Origin of the sequence: Roseomonas sp. BN140053 (assembly GCF_047690175.1) — a bacterium.
Lineage (GTDB): Bacteria > Pseudomonadota > Alphaproteobacteria > Acetobacterales > Acetobacteraceae > Roseomonas.
This window is the reverse complement of record NZ_JBLLEB010000004.1, coordinates 169,512-189,719: the sequence shown is the minus strand read 5'-3', so window position 1 is coordinate 189,719 and position 20,208 is coordinate 169,512. Positions and strand designations below refer to the sequence as shown.

General features: G+C 71.8%; 18 protein-coding genes. 15 read left to right on the top strand and 3 right to left on the bottom strand.

What is annotated here, in order from left to right; all coding sequences use genetic code 11:
* Nucleotides 1-7: 7 nt before the first annotated feature.
* Genes ACLIBK_RS06405 through ACLIBK_RS06395 form a run of 3 tightly spaced genes read left to right on the top strand, consistent with a single transcriptional unit; the run spans nt 8 to nt 2,384 of the window.
* Nucleotides 8-652 carry a CDP-alcohol phosphatidyltransferase family protein gene (locus ACLIBK_RS06405; RefSeq protein WP_415386404.1) on the top strand — a complete coding sequence of 215 codons (645 nt, stop codon included), beginning with the start codon at nt 8-10 and terminating at the stop codon, nt 650-652.
* Complete coding sequence (locus ACLIBK_RS06400; RefSeq protein WP_415386403.1) at nt 649-1,650, top strand: phosphatidate cytidylyltransferase; 1,002 nt, start codon at nt 649-651, stop codon at nt 1,648-1,650. The genes ACLIBK_RS06405 and ACLIBK_RS06400 overlap by 4 nt, the downstream gene beginning before the upstream one ends.
* Nucleotides 1,650-2,384, top strand: coding sequence for a lysophospholipid acyltransferase family protein (locus ACLIBK_RS06395; protein ID WP_415386402.1), 735 nt, complete (start codon nt 1,650-1,652; stop codon nt 2,382-2,384). The genes ACLIBK_RS06400 and ACLIBK_RS06395 overlap by 1 nt, the downstream gene beginning before the upstream one ends.
* Nucleotides 2,385-2,750: 366 nt before the next feature.
* On the opposite strand, the gene ACLIBK_RS06390 is transcribed toward ACLIBK_RS06395, so the two are convergent.
* Together ACLIBK_RS06390 and ACLIBK_RS06385 are read right to left on the bottom strand one after the other, a co-directional pair.
* Nucleotides 2,751-4,256 carry an MDR family MFS transporter gene (locus tag ACLIBK_RS06390; RefSeq protein ID WP_415386401.1) on the bottom strand — a complete coding sequence of 502 codons (1,506 nt, stop codon included), beginning with the start codon at nt 4,254-4,256 and terminating at the stop codon, nt 2,751-2,753.
* 218 nt (nt 4,257-4,474) lie between these two features.
* Complete coding sequence (locus ACLIBK_RS06385; protein WP_415386400.1) at nt 4,475-5,524, bottom strand: S1C family serine protease; 1,050 nt, start codon at nt 5,522-5,524, stop codon at nt 4,475-4,477.
* A gap of 165 nt (nt 5,525-5,689) precedes the next feature.
* Between ACLIBK_RS06385 and ACLIBK_RS06380 the strand changes: the two genes are divergently transcribed.
* From ACLIBK_RS06380 to ACLIBK_RS06365, 4 genes are all read left to right on the top strand, one after another.
* Nucleotides 5,690-6,880, top strand: coding sequence for an ABC transporter substrate-binding protein (locus tag ACLIBK_RS06380; protein ID WP_415386399.1), 1,191 nt, complete (start codon nt 5,690-5,692; stop codon nt 6,878-6,880).
* A 16-nt stretch (nt 6,881-6,896) separates the two neighbouring features.
* On the top strand, nt 6,897-8,108 hold the full coding sequence (locus tag ACLIBK_RS06375; RefSeq protein WP_415386398.1) for a FecCD family ABC transporter permease: 1,212 nt from the start codon (nt 6,897-6,899) through the stop codon (nt 8,106-8,108).
* A complete protein-coding gene (locus tag ACLIBK_RS06370) occupies nt 8,108-8,902 on the top strand; it encodes an ABC transporter ATP-binding protein (RefSeq protein ID WP_415386397.1) in 795 nt (264 codons plus the stop codon). The genes ACLIBK_RS06375 and ACLIBK_RS06370 overlap by 1 nt, the downstream gene beginning before the upstream one ends.
* A gap of 304 nt (nt 8,903-9,206) precedes the next feature.
* Nucleotides 9,207-10,229 carry an LLM class flavin-dependent oxidoreductase gene (locus tag ACLIBK_RS06365; RefSeq protein ID WP_415386396.1) on the top strand — a complete coding sequence of 341 codons (1,023 nt, stop codon included), beginning with the start codon at nt 9,207-9,209 and terminating at the stop codon, nt 10,227-10,229.
* Nucleotides 10,230-10,301: 72 nt separating this feature from the next.
* Here the strand turns inward: ACLIBK_RS06365 and ACLIBK_RS06360 are convergent, their stop codons facing one another.
* Nucleotides 10,302-11,117 (bottom strand): PEP-CTERM sorting domain-containing protein, encoded by an 816-nt coding sequence (locus tag ACLIBK_RS06360; protein WP_415386395.1) that lies wholly within the window; start codon nt 11,115-11,117, stop codon nt 10,302-10,304.
* Between the two features lie 385 nt (nt 11,118-11,502).
* Here ACLIBK_RS06360 and ACLIBK_RS06355 point away from each other — a divergent pair, with 385 nt between their 5' ends.
* The 8 genes from ACLIBK_RS06355 to ACLIBK_RS06320 all read left to right on the top strand — a co-directional run bounded on the left by ACLIBK_RS06355 (nt 11,503) and on the right by ACLIBK_RS06320 (nt 20,023).
* Nucleotides 11,503-12,084: a F0F1 ATP synthase subunit delta gene (locus tag ACLIBK_RS06355; RefSeq protein ID WP_415386394.1), complete on the top strand. Its 582-nt coding sequence runs from the start codon at nt 11,503-11,505 to the stop codon at nt 12,082-12,084.
* 1 nt (nt 12,085) lies between these two features.
* A complete protein-coding gene (gene atpA, locus ACLIBK_RS06350; protein WP_415386393.1) occupies nt 12,086-13,618 on the top strand; it encodes a F0F1 ATP synthase subunit alpha in 1,533 nt (510 codons plus the stop codon).
* A 27-nt stretch (nt 13,619-13,645) separates the two neighbouring features.
* Nucleotides 13,646-14,533 carry a F0F1 ATP synthase subunit gamma gene (locus tag ACLIBK_RS06345; RefSeq protein WP_415386392.1) on the top strand — a complete coding sequence of 296 codons (888 nt, stop codon included), beginning with the start codon at nt 13,646-13,648 and terminating at the stop codon, nt 14,531-14,533.
* A 13-nt stretch (nt 14,534-14,546) separates the two neighbouring features.
* The gene (gene atpD, locus ACLIBK_RS06340; protein ID WP_415386391.1) at nt 14,547-15,977 is read left to right on the top strand and encodes a F0F1 ATP synthase subunit beta; all 1,431 of its coding nucleotides are present in this window, start codon (nt 14,547-14,549) and stop codon (nt 15,975-15,977) included.
* 24 nt (nt 15,978-16,001) lie between these two features.
* Nucleotides 16,002-16,415, top strand: a complete 414-nt coding sequence (locus ACLIBK_RS06335) for a F0F1 ATP synthase subunit epsilon (RefSeq protein WP_415386390.1) — start codon at nt 16,002-16,004, stop codon at nt 16,413-16,415.
* A gap of 252 nt (nt 16,416-16,667) precedes the next feature.
* Nucleotides 16,668-17,138: a MarR family winged helix-turn-helix transcriptional regulator gene (locus ACLIBK_RS06330; RefSeq protein WP_415386389.1), complete on the top strand. Its 471-nt coding sequence runs from the start codon at nt 16,668-16,670 to the stop codon at nt 17,136-17,138.
* On the top strand, nt 17,131-18,405 hold the full coding sequence (locus ACLIBK_RS06325) for an HlyD family secretion protein (protein WP_415386388.1): 1,275 nt from the start codon (nt 17,131-17,133) through the stop codon (nt 18,403-18,405). Before ACLIBK_RS06330 ends, ACLIBK_RS06325 begins: the two co-directional genes overlap by 8 nt.
* Nucleotides 18,406-18,409: 4 nt before the next feature.
* Nucleotides 18,410-20,023 (top strand): DHA2 family efflux MFS transporter permease subunit, encoded by a 1,614-nt coding sequence (locus tag ACLIBK_RS06320; protein ID WP_415386387.1) that lies wholly within the window; start codon nt 18,410-18,412, stop codon nt 20,021-20,023.
* Nucleotides 20,024-20,208: the final 185 nt, after the last annotated feature.

Here is a 20,208-nt window from a genome sequence, read left to right as displayed (position 1 = left end):
GCAGGGCATGAGCGGCGACCGGCGGCCCATCGCCGCCCGCAACCTCGCCGTGACCGGCCGGGTGGCTGGCTGGCTGATCCGGCGCGGCGCCTCGCCCGACGGCATTTCCCTGGCCGGGATGGCCGCGGGGACCCTGGCCGGGCTGTGCTTCGCCGGCACGGCGTGGTGGCCCGCGGAAGCCCGGCCGTTCTGGCTGCTGGGGGCGCTGCTGGTGCAGGCGCGGCTGCTGTGCAACCTGTTCGACGGCATGGTGGCGATCGGGCGCGGCATCGCCTCGCCGGTGGGCGAGCTGTTCAACGAGGTCCCCGACCGCGTGTCCGACACCGCCGTGCTGCTGGGGCTGGGCGTGGCGGCGGGCAACTGGGGCCTGGGCCTGCTGGCGGCGCTGCTGGCCATGGCCACCGCCTATGTCCGCGCCGTCGGCAAGGCGGCCGGCGCGCCCAGCGACTTCCGCGGCCCGATGGCCAAGCAGCAGCGCATGGCGCTGGCCACCGCGCTGGGCGTCTGGGGCGCGCTGGCGCCGGGGTCCTGGCAAGGGACGCTGCCGCTGCTGCCGGCGGCAACGCTGTGGGTGATCGCGGCGGGCAGCCTGTGGACGGCCGCGCGGCGGCTGGGGGGCACCGCCCGCGCGCTGCGGGGCGGCCGCGCATGATCCGCCCCACCGCGCCCGAGGGCTGGGGCCGCGCCTTCGAGCACCCCGTCACGGTCGGCATCGTTCTCGCCGCCCTGGGGGTGCTGCTGCTGGCGGCGGCGGTGATCGGCGCGCTGTCGCTGGCCGGCCGCCTGTCGCCCGCGCTGCGGCGGGAGCTGTGGCTGCGCCTGGGCGCCTGGGCGGTGCTGCTGCCGCTGATGCTGGGCCCGGTGCTGGCCGGGCGGGTGTGGACGATCGGCGCGGTGACGCTGCTGGGGCTGGTGTGCCTGCGCGAATACGACCGCGCCACCGGCCTGTTCCGGGACTACTGGACGGTGGCGATCGTGGTGGCCGGCATCCTGGCGGTGAACTTCGCCGCGCTGGACCACTGGTACGGGTTCTTCGTGGCGCTCTGGCCGCTGGCCACCATCGCCATCGCCGTGGGCACGATCCCGCAGGATCGGCCGGAGGGCTACATCCGCCGCACCGCGCTGGCGCTCTTCGCCTTCGTGCTGTTCGGCGCCGGGCTGGCGCATCTCGGCTACATGGCCAACGACCCCGGCTACCGCCCGCTGGTGCTGCTGCTGCTCTGCGCCGTGGCGCTGAACGACGTGGCGGCCTTCACCACGGGCAGGCTGCTCGGCGGGCCGAAGCTGCTGCCGCGCACCAGTCCCAACAAGACGGTGTCCGGCGCGCTGGGGGCGCTGGTCGTCACCACCGCCCTGGTGGCCTTCGTAGGGTCGCGCATCTTCGCCGGCACCCCGCTGGCCGCGCCGCACTGGCTGCTGCTGCTCGGCGTGCTGGTCAGCGTGGCCGGGCAGTGCGGCGACCTGATGCTGTCCTCGGTTAAGCGCGACCTCGGGATCAAGGACATGGGCGCCGCGGTGCCCGGCCACGGCGGCGTGCTGGACCGCTTCAACAGCCTGCTGCTGGTGGCCCCGGCGGTGTTCCACTTCGTCGGCTACTTCGTGGGCTTCGGGCTGGACCAGCCGACCCGCCTGCTCACCGGCGGACCGTGATGAACTGGGAGCTGAAGCCCGCCCGCGACCTCGGGCTGACGCCGGGCGAGCGGCTGCGCTCGCAGCTGCGGGAACCCGGGCTGGGCGGCGCGGCGCTGGGCTGGTGCTGGCGCCGGGCGGTGCGCGGCTATCTCGGGCTGTTCCACCGGCTGCAGGTGGTGGGGCGGGAACACCTGCCGGCCGAGCCGCCCTTCGTGCTGGTGGGCAACCATTCCTCCCACCTCGACGCGCTGTGCCTGGCCGCGGCCCTGCCGGGACCGGCGGCGCGGCGGGCCTATGCCCTGGCCGCCGGCGACCACTTCTTCGGCAGCACCCTGGGCGCCGCCTTAGCCGCCTACGCCGTGAACGCCCTGCCGGTGTGGCGCCGCCGCACCAGCCGCCGCGACCTCGACACGCTGCGCCAGCGCCTGGCCGAGGACGCCCCGGTGTTCATCCTGTTCCCCGAGGGCACCCGCTCCCGCGACGGCCGCATGGGCCGGTTCCAGCCCGGCCTCGGCGCCCTGGTGGCCGGCACCGACATCCCCGTCGTCCCCTGCTTCCTGGACGGCGCCTTCGCCGCCTGGCCCGCCACCCGCCGCTGGCCCCGCGCCGCCCCGCTGCAGCTGCGCCTCGGCCCGCCGCTGCACTTCGCGGACGAGAACAACGACCGCGCCGGCTGGACCCGCGTGGCCGAACGCTGCGAAGCCGCCGTGCGCGCCCTCGGCGGCCCGGCCGCGACGCCCCCGGCCGGCTGACGGGCCGGGCGGGGATCGCTCTGGCCCGGGCCAGGTCTCGGGACCGGGTGGAGACGGGTGGTCTTGGGTGTTCCGGCCGTGGCCAAGGGGGCTCTGCCCCCTTGGAGCCCCCGCGAGGAGCTTAGGCTCCTCGACCTCATGAGTGCCTCCGGCGGGGGCGGGTTGGCCGACGGCCGTCATAATGGACCACCCTGTCCGACCCGCCCCCGCCGGAGGCACTCAAGTGGGGTCCGGGGAGTTTAAACTCCCCGGCGGGGTCCAGGGGCAGCGCCCCTGGCCAACGCCCCGGCCACCCAGAACAACCCGCTCCACCCGCAACCCCGGCCCGGACCGCTGGGGCGCGGCGGGTCATACAGCCGGGCGCAGTCAGCGCCGCGGCGTGGCCGGGCCGGACAGGTGGCTCAGTTCGCGTTGCGGGATCATCAGGGCCAGCAGGAAGGTCACCACTGCCAGCGCGAGCACGGCCCAGAAGGCCAGGTGCAGCCCGTGCTGCATGGCCGCCTGCATGCCGGGGTCGGCGGCGGCGGTGCCGGCCTCGCCCAGGGCGGCGCGGATGCGCAGGGTGGCGGCGGCGTCGCTCTCCCCGGCATCGCGCAGGGCGGCGTGCAGGCCGAGGTTCAGGACGCCGCCCAGCACCGCCACCCCCAGCGTGCTGCCCAGGGTGCGGGCGAACAGGTTGGAGGCGGTGGCGGCACCGCGACGCGACCAGTCCACGCTGCCCTGGATCAGCACCAGGCAGGTGATGCTGAGCAGCCCCATGCCGAAGCCCACCACGAAGGAGGCGATGCAGGGCACCGCGAGGCCGCTCTCCACCCCCAGGGCGAGCAGCGGCGCCGCCCCCAGCACGATCAGCCCCGTGCCCAGCCGGGCCGTGCCCGCCGTGCCGAAGCGGCGGAAGAACCAGCCCGACACGGCCGAGGCCAGCGGCCAGCCCACCACCAGCGCGGTCAGGGTGAAGCCCGCCGCCAGGGCGGAGCGGCCCAGCGCGCCCTGCACGAAGATCGGCAGCAGCGAGGTCAGGCCGATCAGCGTCATCCCCGACAGGAAGGTGGCGCCGTTGCCGGCGGCGATGGTGCGCTGCGACCACAGGCTCAGATCCACCATCGGTGAGGCGGTGCGCGCTTCCTGCCACAGGAACAGCGGCAGGCTGAGGAGGAACAGCGCGCCGAAGATCAGGCTGCCGGTGCCGCGCCAATCGGACTCGCCGCCCAGCAGCGTCAGCACCATCAGCAGCGACACGATCGCCAGCGCGAACAGCGCGGCCCCGGGATAATCCAGCGAGGCCGGGCGGCGCTGCACGGTTTCGGGCAGGAACAGCAGCAGCCCGGCGATGGTGACGACGCCCAGGGGGATGTTGATCCAGAAGATCCAGGGCCAGCTCAGCTGCCCGATGATCACCCCGCCGGCCAGCGGCCCGATCACTGCCGCCACCGCCCAGACGCTGGACAGGTAGCCCTGGATCTGGGCGCGCTCCTCGGCGCTGTAGAGGTCGCCGACGATGGTGCTGGCCACCGGCTGGATCGCCCCGGCCCCCAGTCCCTGCAGCAGCCGGAACAGGATCAGCGACAGCATCGACCAGGCCAGGCCGCAGAGCAGCGAGCCCACCAGGAAGATGGCGATGCCGGCGATCAGCACCGGTTTGCGCCCGAACAGGTCGGCCAGCCGGCCGTAGATCACGGTGGTGGTGGCCTGCGACATCAGGAAGGCCGAGAACACCCAGGCATAGAGCGAGAAGTCGCCGAGATGGCGGACGATCTCGGGCATCGCGGTGGCCACGATGGTGATCTCGATGGCCACCATGAACATGGCGACCATGACGCAGGCCAGCACCAGGGGCCGGCGCAGGGTGCGGGTGGGGGCAGCGACCGACATGGACAGTTCCGGAAGGGAGTTGTGACGCTCGCCATTCCGGCCGTGCCGGGACGGGGCGATCCGAGGAAGTAGTTCGGGGCGGCGGTTCGGTCGGGCAGTTCGACCGCCGGGACACCGGCGACACCGGGCCGGACGGCGCGGCCACGCCGCGCGGAAAGGGCGCCCCGGCCGGGCCGGGACTGCGGCCGTCCCCGTGCCGCGGCCGGAAAAGGAGCGTGCTACCCCGTGCCGGCCGGGCGGCGGCCCACCTGCACCGTGATCTCCTGCGTGCGGCCGTCGCGCAGCAGGCCCAGCCGGATGGTCTGGCCCGGCGGCACGCCCGCCACGCTGCGGATCAGCGCGCGGGAAGTTTCCACCCGCTCGGCGTTGATGGCTACCACCACGTCGCCCTGGCGCAGGCCGGCGCGGGCGGCGGGGCTGTTGCGCTCCACCCCCTGCACCAGGGCGCCGGGGCGGTTCTCCGCCGGGTTGTCCTGCACCGCCACGCCCAGCCAGCCGCGCTCCACCCGGCCCTCGCGGCGCAGCTGCTCGATCACCCCGCGGGCGAGGTCGGAGGGCGTGGCGAAGCCGATCCCGGCCGAGCCGCCGGAGGGCGAGTAGATGGCGGTGTTGATGCCGATCACCTCGCCGGACAGGTTGAACAGCGGGCCGCCGGAATTGCCGGGGTTGATGGCGGCATCGGTCTGGATGAAGTCGTCGAAAGGGCCGGCGTTGATGTCGCGCTTGCGGGCGGACACGATGCCCGTGGTGACGGAACCGCCCAGGCCGAAGGGGTTGCCCGCCGCCATCACCCATTGCCCGACCCGCAGGCTGCCGCTGGACCCCCAGGGCACGGCGCGCAGGCTGGTGCCGCGCGGGTCCACCCGCAGCAGCGCGAGGTCGGTCAGCTCGTCCGTGCCGGCGACGCGGGCTTCCAGCTCCCGGCCGTCCTGCAGCGCCACCACCACCCGGTTGGCGTTGCCCACCACGTGGTTGTTGGTGACGATCAGCCCGGACGGGTCGATCACGAAGCCCGAGCCCGCGCCCTGCACCTGCTGCCGCCCGCGGCGTTCGCGGTACAGCCGCTCATAGGGGGTGCCGCGCAGCTCGGCCGGGATCTGCGCCGACTGCTCCCCGGTCACGGCGATGTTGACCACCGCGGGCAGCACCTGGTCGGCCAGGTCGGCGAAGTCGGGCAGGGCGGCGCGTTGCGCCTGGGCCGCGCAGCCGGACAGGACGAGTCCTGGCGCGGCGAGCAGCACGGCCCGTCGGCTGCTGGAAGCTGGCATACGGCGTGGGTGTCCCTCGGCGATCGGTGAAGGATATTCGCCGGGATGGGGCCGAGCACAAGCAGGGGCGGCGGAAGGCTCCCGCAGGCGTGTCGGCCGTTGCAATCCATTCGCATCTGCCGCAAGAGATGCGCCGCCGCGAGCCCCCTGGCAGGACCCCTCCCCATGCCGACCGTTTCCACGACGCTGTTGCGCGCGTTTCGCCGTTCCGCCACCCGGGCCGCGCTGCTGGGCGCCCTGCTGGCCGCGGCCCCGCTGCTGCCCGGCACGGCCCGCGCCACCCAGTACCCGCTGACGGTGACCGACCTCGCCGGCCGGCAGGTGGTGATCAGCAAGCGCCCGCAACGGGTGGTGCTGCAGGACGGGCGCAACATCGCCCTCCTCGCTCTGCTGGACCGCGAGAACCCCTTCGAGCGGGTGGTGATCTGGAACAACATCCCCAGCCGCGCCGACGTGGCGAACTGGGAGGTTCTGCGCGGCCGCTGGCCGGCGGCGGCTGCCATCCCCGACATGGGCTTCGGCGACAACGGCCAGGTGGATGCGGAACGCATCCTGGCACAGCGCCCCGACCTGGTGATCGCCGAGCGCCGCGCCATGACCTCCCTCACCGAGACCGGGGCGGACCAGCGCCTGGCCTCCCTGGGCATCCCGCTGCTGCTGGTGGATACCTTCAACGACCCCGCCGACAATGCCATACGCTCCGTGCGGCTGGCCGGTCAGGCGCTGGACCGCGAGGCGGAGGCCGCCGAATACGCCGACTTCGCCGAAGCCCGGCTGAAGCGCCTGCGCGACACGGTGGCGGCGCAGAGCCAGCACCCGCGGGTCTTCATCGAGGCCCGCGCCGGCATCGGCGGGCCGAACCAGTGCTGCAACACCCAGGCCCGCGTCGGCTGGGGCAGCCTGGTGGAAACCCTGGGCGGCCGCAACATCGGCGCCGAGCTGATCACCGGCACCGGCGGCGAGGTGACGCTGGAAACCGTGATCGCGCAGCGACCGGACGTTTACGTGATGACGACGGCGGGCTGGAACGGCGCCGGGGCGGTGAGCGTGCCCTTCGGCGTGCCCTCCGCCGAGGCGCCGGCCCAGGCGGCGCTGGGCCGGCTGGAAGGGAGGCCGGGCTTCGCCGCCACCCCGGCGGCGCAGAACAACCGGGTCTTCGGCATTTGGCACGGCTTCTACAACCACGCCTACAACATCGTCGGCCTCGAATACCTGGCGAAGTTCCTCTACCCCGACCAGTTCCGCGACCTCGACCCCGCCGCCACCTGGAACACCATCCTGTCCCGCTTCACCCGCGTGCCGCCCGAGCCCTTCCTGTTCGCGGCCCAGGCCCCGGCGGTGGGAAGCCTGCGTTGAAGACATGGTGCCGGGCATGAGCATGCCGGCCGGCACCGGTCCGGCCGCCGCCGTGCTGCCCGGCACCGTCCCGGGCGGTGCGGCCCTGGCTGCCGTGGTTCCGGGCGAAGCCGGCCCGGTCGGGAGCGTTCCGGCGACGGACGCCCGCGCCGTGCCGGGCCTGCCGGAAGCGCCGGGCGTCGCCGTCCGCACCTATCGTCGCTCGGTGGCGCGGCGCGTGCTGCTGCTGGTGGCGCTGGTGCTGGCCGGGCTGCTCGCCATGCTGGCCGACCTCGTGGTGGGGTCGGGCACGCTGACGCTGAAGCAGGTGCTGGCGGGGCTGGTTTCCCCCTCCTCCGTGGAGCCGGTGGTGCGGGTGGTGCTGTGGGACATCCGCATGCCCGTCACCTTCACCGCCGCCCTGGCCGGGATCGCCCTGGCCCTGTCGGGCTCGCTGATGCAGACGGTGCTGAACAACCCGCTGGCCGAGCCCTTCACGCTCGGCATCTCCTCGGCGGCAGGCTTCGGGGCGGCGCTGGCCATCGTGTTCCAGACCTCGCTGCTGGGGCTGGCGGCCTGGGTGCCGGCGGAGCTGATCGTGTCCGCCAACGCCTTCCTGTTCTCCCTGGTCACCGTGCTGGCGGTGGCCTTCCTGGCGCGGCGCACGGGGATGGGGGTGGAAACGGTGACGCTGCTGGGCATCGCCGTGCATTTCGTGTTCTCCGCCCTGCTGGCCTTCGCGCAGTACTTCGCCGACGCCAACCAGCTGCAGACCCTGGTGTTCTGGCTGCTCGGCTCGCTGCAGCGCGGCACCTGGACCAAGATCGCCATCAACGCCGCCATCCTGCTGGTGGTGGTGCCGCCGCTGCTGACGCGGGCCTGGGCGATGACGGCGCTGCGCGGCTTCGGCGACGGGGCGGTGGTGCTGGGCATCCCCGTGGAGCGGCTGCGGCTTCTGATGCTGGTGGCCGCCGCGGTCATGGCCGGCTCCGCCACCGCCACCATCGGCATCGTCGGCTTCATCGGGCTGGTGGGGCCGCACATGGCCCGGCTGCTGGTGGGTGAGGACCAGCGCTTCTCCCTGGCCGTCACGGCGGCCTGCGGGCTGCTGGTGCTGGTGCTGGCCTCGCTGGCCAGCAAGCTGATCCTGCCCGGGCTGATCCTGCCGATCGGCATGGTGACCTCCCTGCTGGGGGTGCCCTTCTTCCTGGCGCAGATCCTCTACGGCCGCCGGCGGGTGGCCCGCTGATGCTGCGGATCGAGGACCTGCACGTCCGCATCGGCCGCCACCCCGTGGTCAAGGGCGTCAGCGTCTCGCTGGAGGCCGGGCAGTGCCTGGCGGTGCTGGGCCGCAACGGTGCCGGCAAGACCACGCTGGTGCGCGGCCTGGCCGGGCTGCTGCCCGCCCGCGGCAAGGTGCTGCTGGACGGGCAGGACCTGACGGCGTTGAGCCCGGCCGACCGGTCCCGCCAGATCGGCTACGTCGCCCAGGGCGTGACGCAGGTCTCCGCCCAGCTCACCACCTTCGACCTGCTGCTGCTGGCGCAGAACGGCGGCCGCGCCGACTGGCGCGCCACCCCCGAGAGCCTTCGGCGCGCCGAGGCGATGCTGGACCTGCTGCACCTGCACCCCCTGGCACAGCGCGCCCCGGGCGAGATGTCGGGCGGGCAGCGGCAGATGGTGGCCCTCGCGCTGGCGCTGGTGCGGCAGCCCCGGCTGCTGCTGCTGGACGAGCCGACCTCGGCGCTGGACCTGGCCAACCAGTTGCACCTGCTGGAACTGGTGCGCGAGCACACCCGCCGCACCGGCATCGTCACCGTGATGGTGCTGCACGACCTCAACCTCGCCACCCGCTACGCCGATGCCGTGGCGATGCTGGAAAACGGGGTGCTGCTGCACGACGGCGACACCGCCGGAGCCATGACCCGCGAGCGGCTGGCCCGCGTCTACGGCGTGGACTGCCACATCCTGCCGGTGCAGGGCGGCCATACCGCCATCTATCCGCTGTCCCGGCTGGCGGAGCTGCCGCGCGCCGCGGAGTAAAGGAAGCCGGGGGGAGGTATCCCCCCGGACCCCCTTCTATTTCCGGGAGTTTTTCGGGTGCGCCCGTGGCCGGTGGCGCACTTTCGCTCCCGAAAAAAGGAGGGGGACCGGGGGAGTTCACTCCCCCGGCCTTGTTCTGCCCCCTCGACGCCGCGGGCGCGCTCCCGGGACCCAGCCCCGCGACGGTTCGGGGTGGCAGCGGGCGCCCCGCGTCGCCATCTGATACCGAACGGTCCCTTTCGGTGCGGCCCCGCGATGCGCGCGGTGCGGCGCCCGGGGCCATCCGCATCCCGGAGACTGCCCCGTGGTTCCCTTCTCCGTTCTCGACCTGTCCCCCATCCCCGCCGGCAGCGATGCCGGGCAGGCCCTGCGCAACACCCTCGACCTCGCCCGCCATGCCGAGCGGCTGGGCTTCAAGCGCTACTGGCTGGCCGAGCACCACAACATGACCGGCATTGCCAGCGCCGCCACGGCGGTGGTGATCGGCCACGTGGCGGCCGGCACCTCCACCATCCGGGTCGGCTCGGGCGGCATCATGCTGCCCAACCATTCGCCGCTGGTGATCGCCGAGCAGTTCGGCACGCTGGAAAGCCTCTTTCCCGGCCGCATCGACCTCGGGCTGGGCCGGGCGCCGGGCAGCGACATGCGCACAGCCCGCGCCCTGCGCCGCACCTCCGGCGGCGACGGCGACAGCTTCCCGCAGGACGTGATGGAGCTGCAGGGCTATTTCCAGCCGGCCCAGCCCGGCCAGGCCGTGCGCGCCGTGCCGGGGGCGGGGCTCCACGTGCCGATCTGGCTGCTGGGCTCCTCCCTGTTCAGCGCCCAGCTGGCGGCGCATCTGGGGCTGCCCTTCGCCTTCGCCTCCCACTTCGCGCCCGACCAGATGATGGCGGCGCTGCAGGTCTACCGCAGCCGCTTCCAGCCCTCCGAGGAACTGGCCAAGCCGCACGTCATGCTGGGGCTGAACGTGGTGGCCGCCGACACCGACGCCGAGGCGCGGCGGCTCTTCACCTCGCTGCAGCAGCAGTTCGTGAACCTGCGCCGCGGCACGCCGGGCATGCTGCCGCCGCCGGTGGACAGCATGGAAGGCCGCTGGTCGCCGATGGAGCGCGCCGGCACGGAGCACGCCCTGAGCTGCGCCGTGGTGGGCGCCCCGGATACGGTTCGGCAGGGGATCGAGAGCTTCCTGGCCGAAACCGGGGCCGACGAGCTGATGATCACGGCGCAGATCTTCGACCACGGGGCCCGGCTGCGCTCCTTCGGGATCGTGGCAGGGCTGCGCGACCAGCTCGCCCCTTCCCGGCCCGAGGCCGCCAGCGCCGCCTGACCCGGAGGCCGCCCCGAGCAAGCAGGGGAGGCAGGCCTCCTGGGCTCAGCCCGGCAGGCCCGCCCCGGTGGCTCAGGCCGCCTTGCGCCGGCGAACCAGGCCGAGAGCCGCGAGGCCGAGGCCGAACAGCGCCAGCGAGGCCGGCTCGGGCACGGCCGCCGCGGTGGTTTCGAAGTTGAAGGTCGTCACGGCGCCGCCGACGACGGAGTAGGAGATGTTGTCCACCCCGCCCGCGAAGGAACCGTTCCAGCCCGAGCCGATGCCCGTGCTCAGCGCGATGACGGTGAGGTTCGGCAGCAGCGCCGCCCAGTCGGCGGCCGTCTTGCCGTAGTCCAGGGTGGGGTTCAGGGAGCCGGTGTTCCAGATGAACTTGTCGGTCCCGCCGCCGACCACATTCACCGTGTTCCAGACGCCCTGCGTCGTGGGCGTGTTGTTGTAGATGCCCTCGTAGACCAGGTAGCCCATGTGGCCGTTGAAATCGCTGACGAGGAGGCGCAGCGAGGGATGCAGGTGCGCGGCGGCCGTGCTGGAAGGGTCACGGTACCAGTCAAAGGAAAGCAGGCCGAGCTGCGACAGCAGGAACTGACTGGCCGGCGAGAACCAATACTCGAAATCGGCCTTGGCGGTGATGGCGCCGGCGGGGCCGCGGAACTCGATGGACCCGTTGCCGCTGCGTGCGAAGGTCGAGGTGATGCCCGCGCTGCCATTGGCGCGGACGTTGTTGGCGAACCAGCTATCCAGCCCGGCACCGGGGCCTGCGGCGTTGGTGGGATCGGGATTGGTGAACAGGCCTTGGGGCGAGGTCACGATGGTGGCGGCAAAGGACGTCCCGGCCGAGAGCAGGGCGACCGAGAAGCTGGCAGCCCGCAGAAAATATCCGAGTCTCAACTGACGTTCCCCCGTGGACAATAATAGGACGCCAGGACAGCAAGCGCAGTGCCAGTTCAGGGAAGTGTTCTGCTTCAATATGTTGTCGGCGCGAAGGGTCGGCGGGCCAAGCAAACTGTAAAGACTTCCGATAAGGACCCCCTGTCTGCGTAAGATTTTCCGACAGGGGTTGCGGGTGGGCAAGCGAAGCCGCGGGCACGGTGCCCCGGCAACCTCGCGGGACAGGCAGGTTCCGCGCCCCCGGCCTGCGGATGACGAAACCGCCGCCCCCTCGGTTGCCGCCCCAGGTTACATCATGCTAAGGCGCGCCCGCCGTAGCGGGGTTGCCCCGCTTGCGCGCCCGGCCGCATGCCGCGGCCCACCCCACTGGATAACGGGAACCCTCGTGGCCTCCGAAGCGACCACCGTTTCTCCCGACGCGCCGGCCCCCACCGGCCTCGCGCAGCGCTACGCGCAGGCGCTCCTCGACTTGGCGCGCGAGCGCAAGCAGGTGGACGCGGTGGCGGCCGACATGGACACGCTCTTCGCCCTGTGGCGCGATGATGCTTCCTTTCAGGCTTTCGTGTCCGACCCGCGCCTGGACAGCACCGCCCAGCGCAACGGCGCCTTCGCCGTGCTGGAACGCGCCGGGCTGGGCGGCGACGTCCGCAACCTCGTCGGCGTGCTGGTGAACAACCGGCGCCTGGGCGTGCTGCCGCAGGTGGCGAGCGCCTTTGGCGCCCTGCTGGCGGAACAGCGCGGCCAGCAGACCGCCGAAGTCACCACCGCCCACCCGCTGACCGCCACGCAGCGCACGCAGATCGCGGCGCGCCTGACGGAGGCAGGGTATTCCAACGTCCGGCTGGTCGAGCATCTCGACCCGTCTCTCCTCGGTGGCCTGGTCCTCAAGATCGGGTCGCGCCTTTACGACACATCCATCAAGTCCAGGCTGCAGCGCCTGAGCTACGCCATGAAGGGGGCCGCCTGATATGGACATCCGTCCCGCCGAAATTTCCGACATCCTGAAGAAGCAGATCGCCGGCTTCGATTCGGATGCCAACGTGTCCGAGGTCGGCACCGTGCTGACCGTGGGTGACGGCATCGCCCGCTGCTACGGGCTGCAGAACGTCATGGCCGGCGAGCTGGTGGAGTTCCCCGGCGCCGGCGTGAAGGGCATGGCGCTCAACCTCGAATCCGACAATGTCGGCATCGTGGTGCTGGGCGACGACACCCGTATCCGCGAGGGCGACACGGTGTCGCGCACCGGCACCATCGTGGACGTGCCCGTGGGCAAGGGCCTGCTGGGCCGCGTCGTGGACGGCCTGGGCAACCCGATCGACGGCAAGGGCCCGATCGTTTCCACCGAGCGCCGCCAGGTCGAGGTCAAGGCGCCGGGCATCATCCCGCGCAAGTCCGTGCACGAGCCGATGCAGACCGGCGTCAAGGCGATCGACGCCCTGATCCCGATCGGTCGCGGCCAGCGCGAGCTGGTGATCGGCGACCGCCAGACCGGCAAGACGGCGGTGCTGATCGACACCATCCTCAACCAGAAGGCCGCCCACGCCGGCGAGGATGAGAACAAGAAGCTCTACTGCATCTACGTCGCCATCGGGCAGAAGCGCTCCACCGTCGCGCAGCTGGTGCGCACGCTGGAAGAGCGCGGCGCGCTGGAATACTCCATCATCGTCGCCGCCACCGCGTCCGACCCGGCGCCGATGCAGTTCCTGGCGCCCTACACCGGCTGCGCCATGGGCGAGTATTTCCGCGACAACGCGATGCACGCGCTGATCATCTATGACGATCTGTCCAAGCAGGCCGTGGCCTACCGCCAGATGTCGCTGCTGCTGCGCCGTCCGCCGGGCCGCGAAGCCTATCCGGGCGACGTGTTCTACCTGCACTCCCGCCTGCTGGAGCGGGCGGCGAAGATGAACGACGAGCTGGGCGCCGGCTCGCTCACGGCCCTGCCGGTCATCGAGACGCAGGCGGGCGACGTGTCGGCCTATATCCCGACCAACGTCATCTCCATCACCGACGGCCAGATCTTCCTGGAGACCGAGCTGTTCTACCGCGGCATCCGCCCGGCGGTGAATGTCGGCATCTCCGTGTCCCGCGTGGGCTCGGCGGCGCAGATCAAGGCGATGAAGCAGGTCGCCGGCAAGATCAAGGGCGAGCTGGCGCAGTACCGCGAGATGGCGGCCTTCGCGCAGTTCGCCTCCGACCTCGACGCTTCCACCCAGGCGCTGCTGGCCCGCGGCGCGCGGCTGACCGAGCTGCTGAAGCAGCCGCAGTTCGCGCCCGTGCCGGTGGAGGAGCAGGTGGTGTCGATCTTCGCCGGCACCCGCGGCTACACCGACAAGATCCCGGTGAACCAAGTCGTTTCCTTCGAGACGCGCATGCTGAGCGAGCTGCGCGCCGCGAACCCGGAGATCCTGACCGCGATCCGCACGGAGCAGACCATCTCCGGCGACACGGAGAAGAAGCTGGTCGGCTTCCTCGACAACTTCGCCAAGTCCTTCGCGTAAGGCCGCGGGGGCAAGGGGAGGGGGCCGATGGCGAACCTGAAGAGCCTGCGGGCGCGCATCACCTCGGTGAAGAGCACCCGCAAGATCACCCAGGCGATGAAGATGGTTGCCGCGGCCAAGCTGCGCCGCGCGCAGCAGCAGGCCGAGGCCGCCCGCCCCTATGCCGAGCGGATGGAGCGCATGCTCGCCTCCCTCGGCGCCGCGGTGGCGGGCAGCCCGGACGCGCCGCGCATGCTGGTGGGCACCGGGCGCGACCAGGTGCACCTGCTGATCGTGGTGACCGGCGAGCGCGGGCTGGCCGGTGCCTTCAACACCAATGCCGGCCGCTTCGCGCGCAACCGCATCCGCGCGCTGGAGGCCGAGGGCAAGACGGTCAAGGTGCTGACCGTGGGCCGCAAGGGCGCCGCCTACCTGAAGCGTGAGCTGGGCTCGCGCTTCGTGGGCGAGATCTCCTATGCCGCCGTCAAGCGCATGGGCTTCGAGCAGGCGCAGGCCGTGGCCGACCGCGTCACCGCGATGCTGGAGAATGGCGAGTTCGACGTCTGCTCGCTGATCTACAACCGCTTCCAGTCGGTGATCGCGCAGGTCCCGACCGAACAGCGGCTGATCCCCGCCGCCCTGCCGGCCAACGACACCGGCGCCGCCGCCGCGAATGGCGGCGCGCTCTACGAATACGAGCCGGGCGAGGAGGAGCTGCTCACCGCCCTGCTGCCCCGGAACCTGTCCATCCAGCTCTATCGCGCGCTGCTGGAGTCCGTCGCGGGCTTCTACGGCGCCCAGATGAACGCCATGGACAACGCCACGCGCAACGCGGGCGACATGATCAACAAGCTCACGCTCAACTACAACCGCACGCGACAGGCCAACATCACCACGGAGCTGATCGAGATCATCTCCGGTGCCTCGGCCGTCTGAGGGACGCAGATCCATGAAGAACAACGTCGGCAAGATCACCCAGGTGCTGGGCGCCGTGGTGGACGTGCAGTTCCCCTCCGAGCTGCCCTACATCCTCAACGCCCTGACCACCAAGGTCGGCGACCGCACCCTGGTGCTGGAAGTGGCGCAGGAGCTCGGTGAGCGCACCGTGCGCTGCATCGCCATGGACACCACCGACGGCCTGGTCCGCGGCACCGAGGTGGTGGACACCGGCGCGGGCATCTCCGTGCCCGTCGGCGCCGGCACGCTGGGCCGCATCCTGAACGTCATCGGCGAGCCGATCGACGAGCGCGGCCCGGTCACCGGCGACAAGCGCTACACCATCCACCGCGCCGCCCCGGCCTTCGAGGACCAGTCCACCTCGGCCGAGATCCTGGTCACCGGCATCAAGGTGGTGGACCTGCTGGCGCCCTATTCCAAGGGCGGCAAGATCGGCCTGTTCGGCGGCGCCGGCGTCGGCAAGACCGTCACCATCCAGGAGCTGATCAACAACATCGCCAAGGGCCACGGCGGCGTGTCGGTCTTCGCCGGCGTGGGTGAGCGCACCCGCGAAGGCAACGACCTGTACCACGAGATGATCGACGCCGGCGTCATCAAGCTCGGCGAGAACGGCTCCACCGAGGGTTCCAAGGTGGCGCTGGTCTACGGCCAGATGAACGAGCCGCCGGGCGCCCGCTCGCGCGTGGCGCTGTCCGGCCTGTCGATGGCGGAATACTTCCGCGACGAGCAGGGCCAGGACGTGCTGTTCTTCATCGACAACATCTTCCGCTTCACCCAGGCGGGTGCGGAAGTGTCGGCGCTGCTGGGCCGCATCCCCTCCGCCGTGGGCTACCAGCCGACGCTGGCCACCGACATGGGCGCGCTGCAGGAGCGCATCACCTCCACCAAGAAGGGCTCGATCACCTCGGTGCAGGCGATCTACGTGCCCGCCGACGACCTGACCGACCCGGCGCCCGCCACCTCCTTCGCCCACCTCGACGCCACCACCGTGCTGAGCCGCTCGATCGCCGAACTGGGCATCTTCCCGGCGGTGGACCCGCTGGACTCCACCTCCCGCGCCCTCGACCCTCGCGTGGTGGGCGAAGAGCACTACCGCGTGGCGCGCGAAGTGCAGCGCGTGCTGCAGAGCTACAAGTCGCTGCAGGACATCATCGCCATCCTGGGCATGGACGAGCTGTCGGAGGAGGACAAGCTCACCGTGAACCGGGCGCGCAAGATCCAGCGCTTCCTGAGCCAGCCCTTCCACGTGGCCGAGGTGTTCACCGGCACCCCCGGCGTCTTCGTGAAGCTGGAAGACACCATCCGCTCCTTCGCGGGCATCGTGGCCGGCGAGTACGACCACCTGCCCGAGGCCGCCTTCTACATGGTCGGCACCATCGAGGACGCGGTGAAGAAGGCCGACACGCTGAAGCAGGCGGCCTGATGCGCGGCGGGTCCGGAGAATAACATGGCCGATACCTTCGAGCTGGAACTGGTCAGCCCGGAACGCCTGCTCCTGTCCCGCCCCGTCGAGATGGTCACCGTCCCGGCGGCGGAAGGCGAGATGGGCGTGCTGCCCGGCCATGCCCCGATGATCGTCGCCCTGCGGGGCGGCGTGATCCGGGTGCGGGAGAACGGCGCGGACACGGAGAAGCTGTTCGTGATGGGCGGCTTCGCCGAGATCACGCCGACCCGCGTCACCGTGCTGGCCGACGACGCCAAGCCGGTGGCCAACCTGTCGCGGTCCGAGGCCGAGCAGATGGTCAGCCAGGCCGAGACCGACCTCGCCGTGGCCGCGGCCGAAACCCCCGCCGCGCGCGACCGCGCCATGGACCGCCTGCTGGCGGCCCGGGCGATGCTGGACTCCGCCACCGCGGCGTGATGCGGCCCTGAGCCGGGGCGCGCCGCTCGCGCGCGCTCCGGCAGTAACCCGCGGCGGCCGGATCGGCGCCGCGACGGCGAAGCGGCTCGGCTTCGCCCGGCCCCGGCCTGAGCGGACCGGCGGCACCCTTCCTCCTCCTTTCCGCCGAAGCATGTTCCGGCAGCGTTGCTCCGCCCAGGGCCGCGCATGGCCGTTCGGCTTGGCGGATCATAAGCAAGCTCATAGATTGCTCTGGCTATCGGAAGGCCAGCTATGGACTCGCCCGAACGAAACCTGGGTTTCCTGCTGCACGACACGGCCCGGCTGCTGCGCAAGCGCTTCGAGCAGAAGGCGCGCGGCCTCGGCCTGACCCGGGCGCAGTGGCAGGTGCTGGCGGTGCTGTGCCGCAACGAGGGGCTGCACCAGGGCGCCCTGGCGGAGATCCTGGAGCTGGAGCCGATCACCCTGGTGCGCATCCTGGACAAGCTCCAGGCCGCCGGGATGATCGAGCGCCGCCTGCACCCCACCGACCGCCGGCTGCGGCTGCTGCACCTGACCGAAGCGGCCCATCCCCTGCTGGACCGGATGCGCGAGATCGGCGCCGCCACGCGCGAGGAGGCCTTCGCCGGCATCTCCGCGGCTGAGCGCGAGCGGCTGGTGGAGATCCTGCTGACCACCCGGGCCAACCTGTCCGGGCGCAGCCCCAACACCGACGAGAGCGACGAGCAGGTGCGCTATGGATAGCGGCAAGGTCCTGGCCCAGGGCGAGGCGGTGGAGGCGGGCACCCCGCCGCGGCTGGAAACGCTGCCGCGCCCGGCCCGTCTGCGCGAAGTGACGGCGGAAGCGCCCACCAGCCGGGACGCGTCGGGCGAGGCGAGGCCGGAAGCGCCCGTGGCCCGTGACGCCCCGGCGGAAAGCCGCCCGGCCGCCGCGCCACCCCCGGCCGCCCCGCGCCCGCGCCGCCGCTGGCTGCGCCGCACGCTGCTGCTGCTCGGCCCCGTGCTGGTGCTGGCCGGCGGCGTGGCGCTGTACCTGACCGGCGGCCGCACCGTGTCCACCGACAACGCCTACGTCCGCGCCGACAAGCTCAACGTCGCCACCGACGTGTCCGGCATCGTGTCGGCCATCGCCGTGCGCGACAACCAGCGCGTGGAGCGCGGGCAGGTGCTGTTCCGCCTGGATCAGGAGCCCTTCCGCATCGCCCTGGCCGGCGCCGAGGCCGATCTCGGCAATGTCCGCAACGAGATCGCGACCCTGCAGGCGACCTATCGCCAGAGCCTCGCCCAGGTGGCGCAGGCGCGCACGGATATCGAGTTCACCACCACCAATTTCGGCCGCCAGCAGGAGCTGACCCGCCGCGGCATCGCCGCCCAGGCCACCTTCGACCAGGCGCGGCGCGAGTTGGACCAGGCGCGCGACCGCGTCACCGTGGCGCAGCGCCAGGCGGAAGCCACGCTGGCGCAGCTCGGCGGCCGGGCGGAAGGCACCGCGGAACAGAACCCGCGCTTCCTGGCCGCCCAGGCCCGGGTGGACAGCGCGCGGCGCGACCTCAACCGCACCGTGGTCACCGCGCCGATGGCGGGCATCGTCACCAACGTGAACGCCCTGCAGGTCGGGCAGTACCTGCCCGCGGCGCAGCCCGGCTTCTCCCTGGTCTCCACCGAGCACGCCTGGATCGAGGCCAACCCCAAGGAGACCGACCTCACCTACCTGCTGCCCGGCAACCCGGCGACCGTCACCGTGGACACCTATCCCGGGCGCGAATGGCACGCGCGGGTGGACAGCATCAGCCCCGCCACCGGGGCGGAGTTCTCCGTGCTGCCGGCGCAGAACAGCAGCGGCAACTGGGTCAAGGTGGTGCAGCGCATCCCCATCCGGCTGGAGATCGAAACGCCCCCCGACGCGCCGCCGCTGCGCGCGGGCATGAGCGTGGACGTGGCGGTGGACACCGGCCACACGCGCTCCCTGGCGGGGCTGATGCACGACCTTCGGCAGGCCGTGGGCTTCTGACGCGATGGCCGGGGCCAGCGCCTCCGCGGCCGGAAGCAACGGTGCCACCGGCGCGGCTTCCGGTGGCAGCACCAGTGCCGGCGGTGCGGCCGGCAGCCCGGCCGCCGGTGCCGCCGCCAACCGCGGGGTGATCACCGCCTGCGTGATGCTGGCCACCATCATGCAGGCGCTGGACACCACCATCGCCAACGTCGCGCTGCCCTACATGCAGGGCAGCTTGTCGGCGACGCAGGACCAGGTGAACTGGGTCCTGACCTCCTACATCGTGGCTGCCGCCATCATGACGCCGGTGACGGGCTTCCTGGCCGCGCGCTTCGGGCGCAAGCGGCTGTTCCTGTTCTCCGTGGCGGGCTTCACCGCGGCCTCCGTGCTGTGCGGCCTCGCCGGCTCGCTGGAACAGATGGTGGTGTTCCGGCTGCTGCAGGGCGTGTTCGGCGCGCCGCTGGTGCCGATGTCGCAATCCGTGCTGCTGGACAGCTATCCCAAGGAGAAGCACGGCTCCGCCATGGCGCTGTGGGGCGTCGGCGTGATGGTCGGCCCCATCCTGGGCCCCACGCTGGGCGGCTGGCTGACCGAGAGCTACGACTGGCGCTGGGTCTTCTACATCAACCTTCCCGTCGGCATCCTGACCTTCCTGGGCCTGTCCGCCTTCCTGACGGAGTCCAGGACCTCCCTCCTGCGCTTCGACTGGCTGGGCTTCCTGACGCTGAGCGTCGCCATCGGCGCCTTCCAGATGATGCTGGACCGCGGCGAGCAGGTGGACTGGTTCTCCTCCGTGGAGATCATGCTCGAAGCGGCGCTGGCGGGGCTCGCCTTCTACCTGTTCCTCGCCCACAGCTTCACCTCCGACCGGCCCTTCATCGACCCGCGCCTGTTCCGCGACCGCAATTTCAGTGTCGGGCTGCTGTTCATCTTCATCGTCGGCATCATCCTGCTGGCGACCCTCGCGCTGCTGACGCCCTACCTGCAGAACATGATGGGCTACCCCGTGATCACCGCCGGACTGATCCTGGCGCCGCGCGGCATGGGCACCATGGTGGCGATGGTGATCGTGGGCCGCCTGATCAACCGCGTGGACCCGCGCGCCCTGGTGCTGCTGGGGCTGGGCCTGACGATCTGGGTGCTGTGGGAGATGACCGGCTACACGCCGGACGTGTCGCAGCGCACGCTGATCCTCAACGGCGTGTTCCAGGGCATGGGGCTGGGCTTCATGTTCGTGCCCCTTTCCACCATCACCTTCGCCACCTTGCCGTCGGAATTCCGCACCCAGGGCACCGCCCTGTTCTCCCTGATGCGCAACCTCGGCTCCGCGATCGGCATCTCCTTCGTCACCTTCATGCTCGGCCGCAACACCCAGGCCCTGCACGCCGAACTCGCGGGCTTCGTCACCCCCTTCAACGACGCCCTGCACATGCCCGCCGCCCAGCATGCCTGGAACCTGGCCACATCAGGCGGACGCGCCGCGCTGAACGCCGAGATCACCCGTCAGGCCGTGATCATCGCCTACAACAACGACTTCAAGCTGATGATGCTGGTGTCCGCCGCCGCCATCCCCCTCCTCCTCCTGCTCCGCCGCGCCCGCACCCCGGGTGCCGCGGCCGAGGCCGTGCTGGACTGATCCGGGCGGTTCTTGGGGGCTCAGACGTTGGCCAGGGGGCGCTGCTCCCTGGACCCCCGCCGGGGAGTTACGAACTTCCCGGACCCCGCGTTGAGTGCCTCCGGCGGGGGCGGGATGGCCGACGGCAGTCATCAGGGACAACGTTGTCCGACCCGCCCCCGCCGGAGGCACTCATGAGGTCGAGG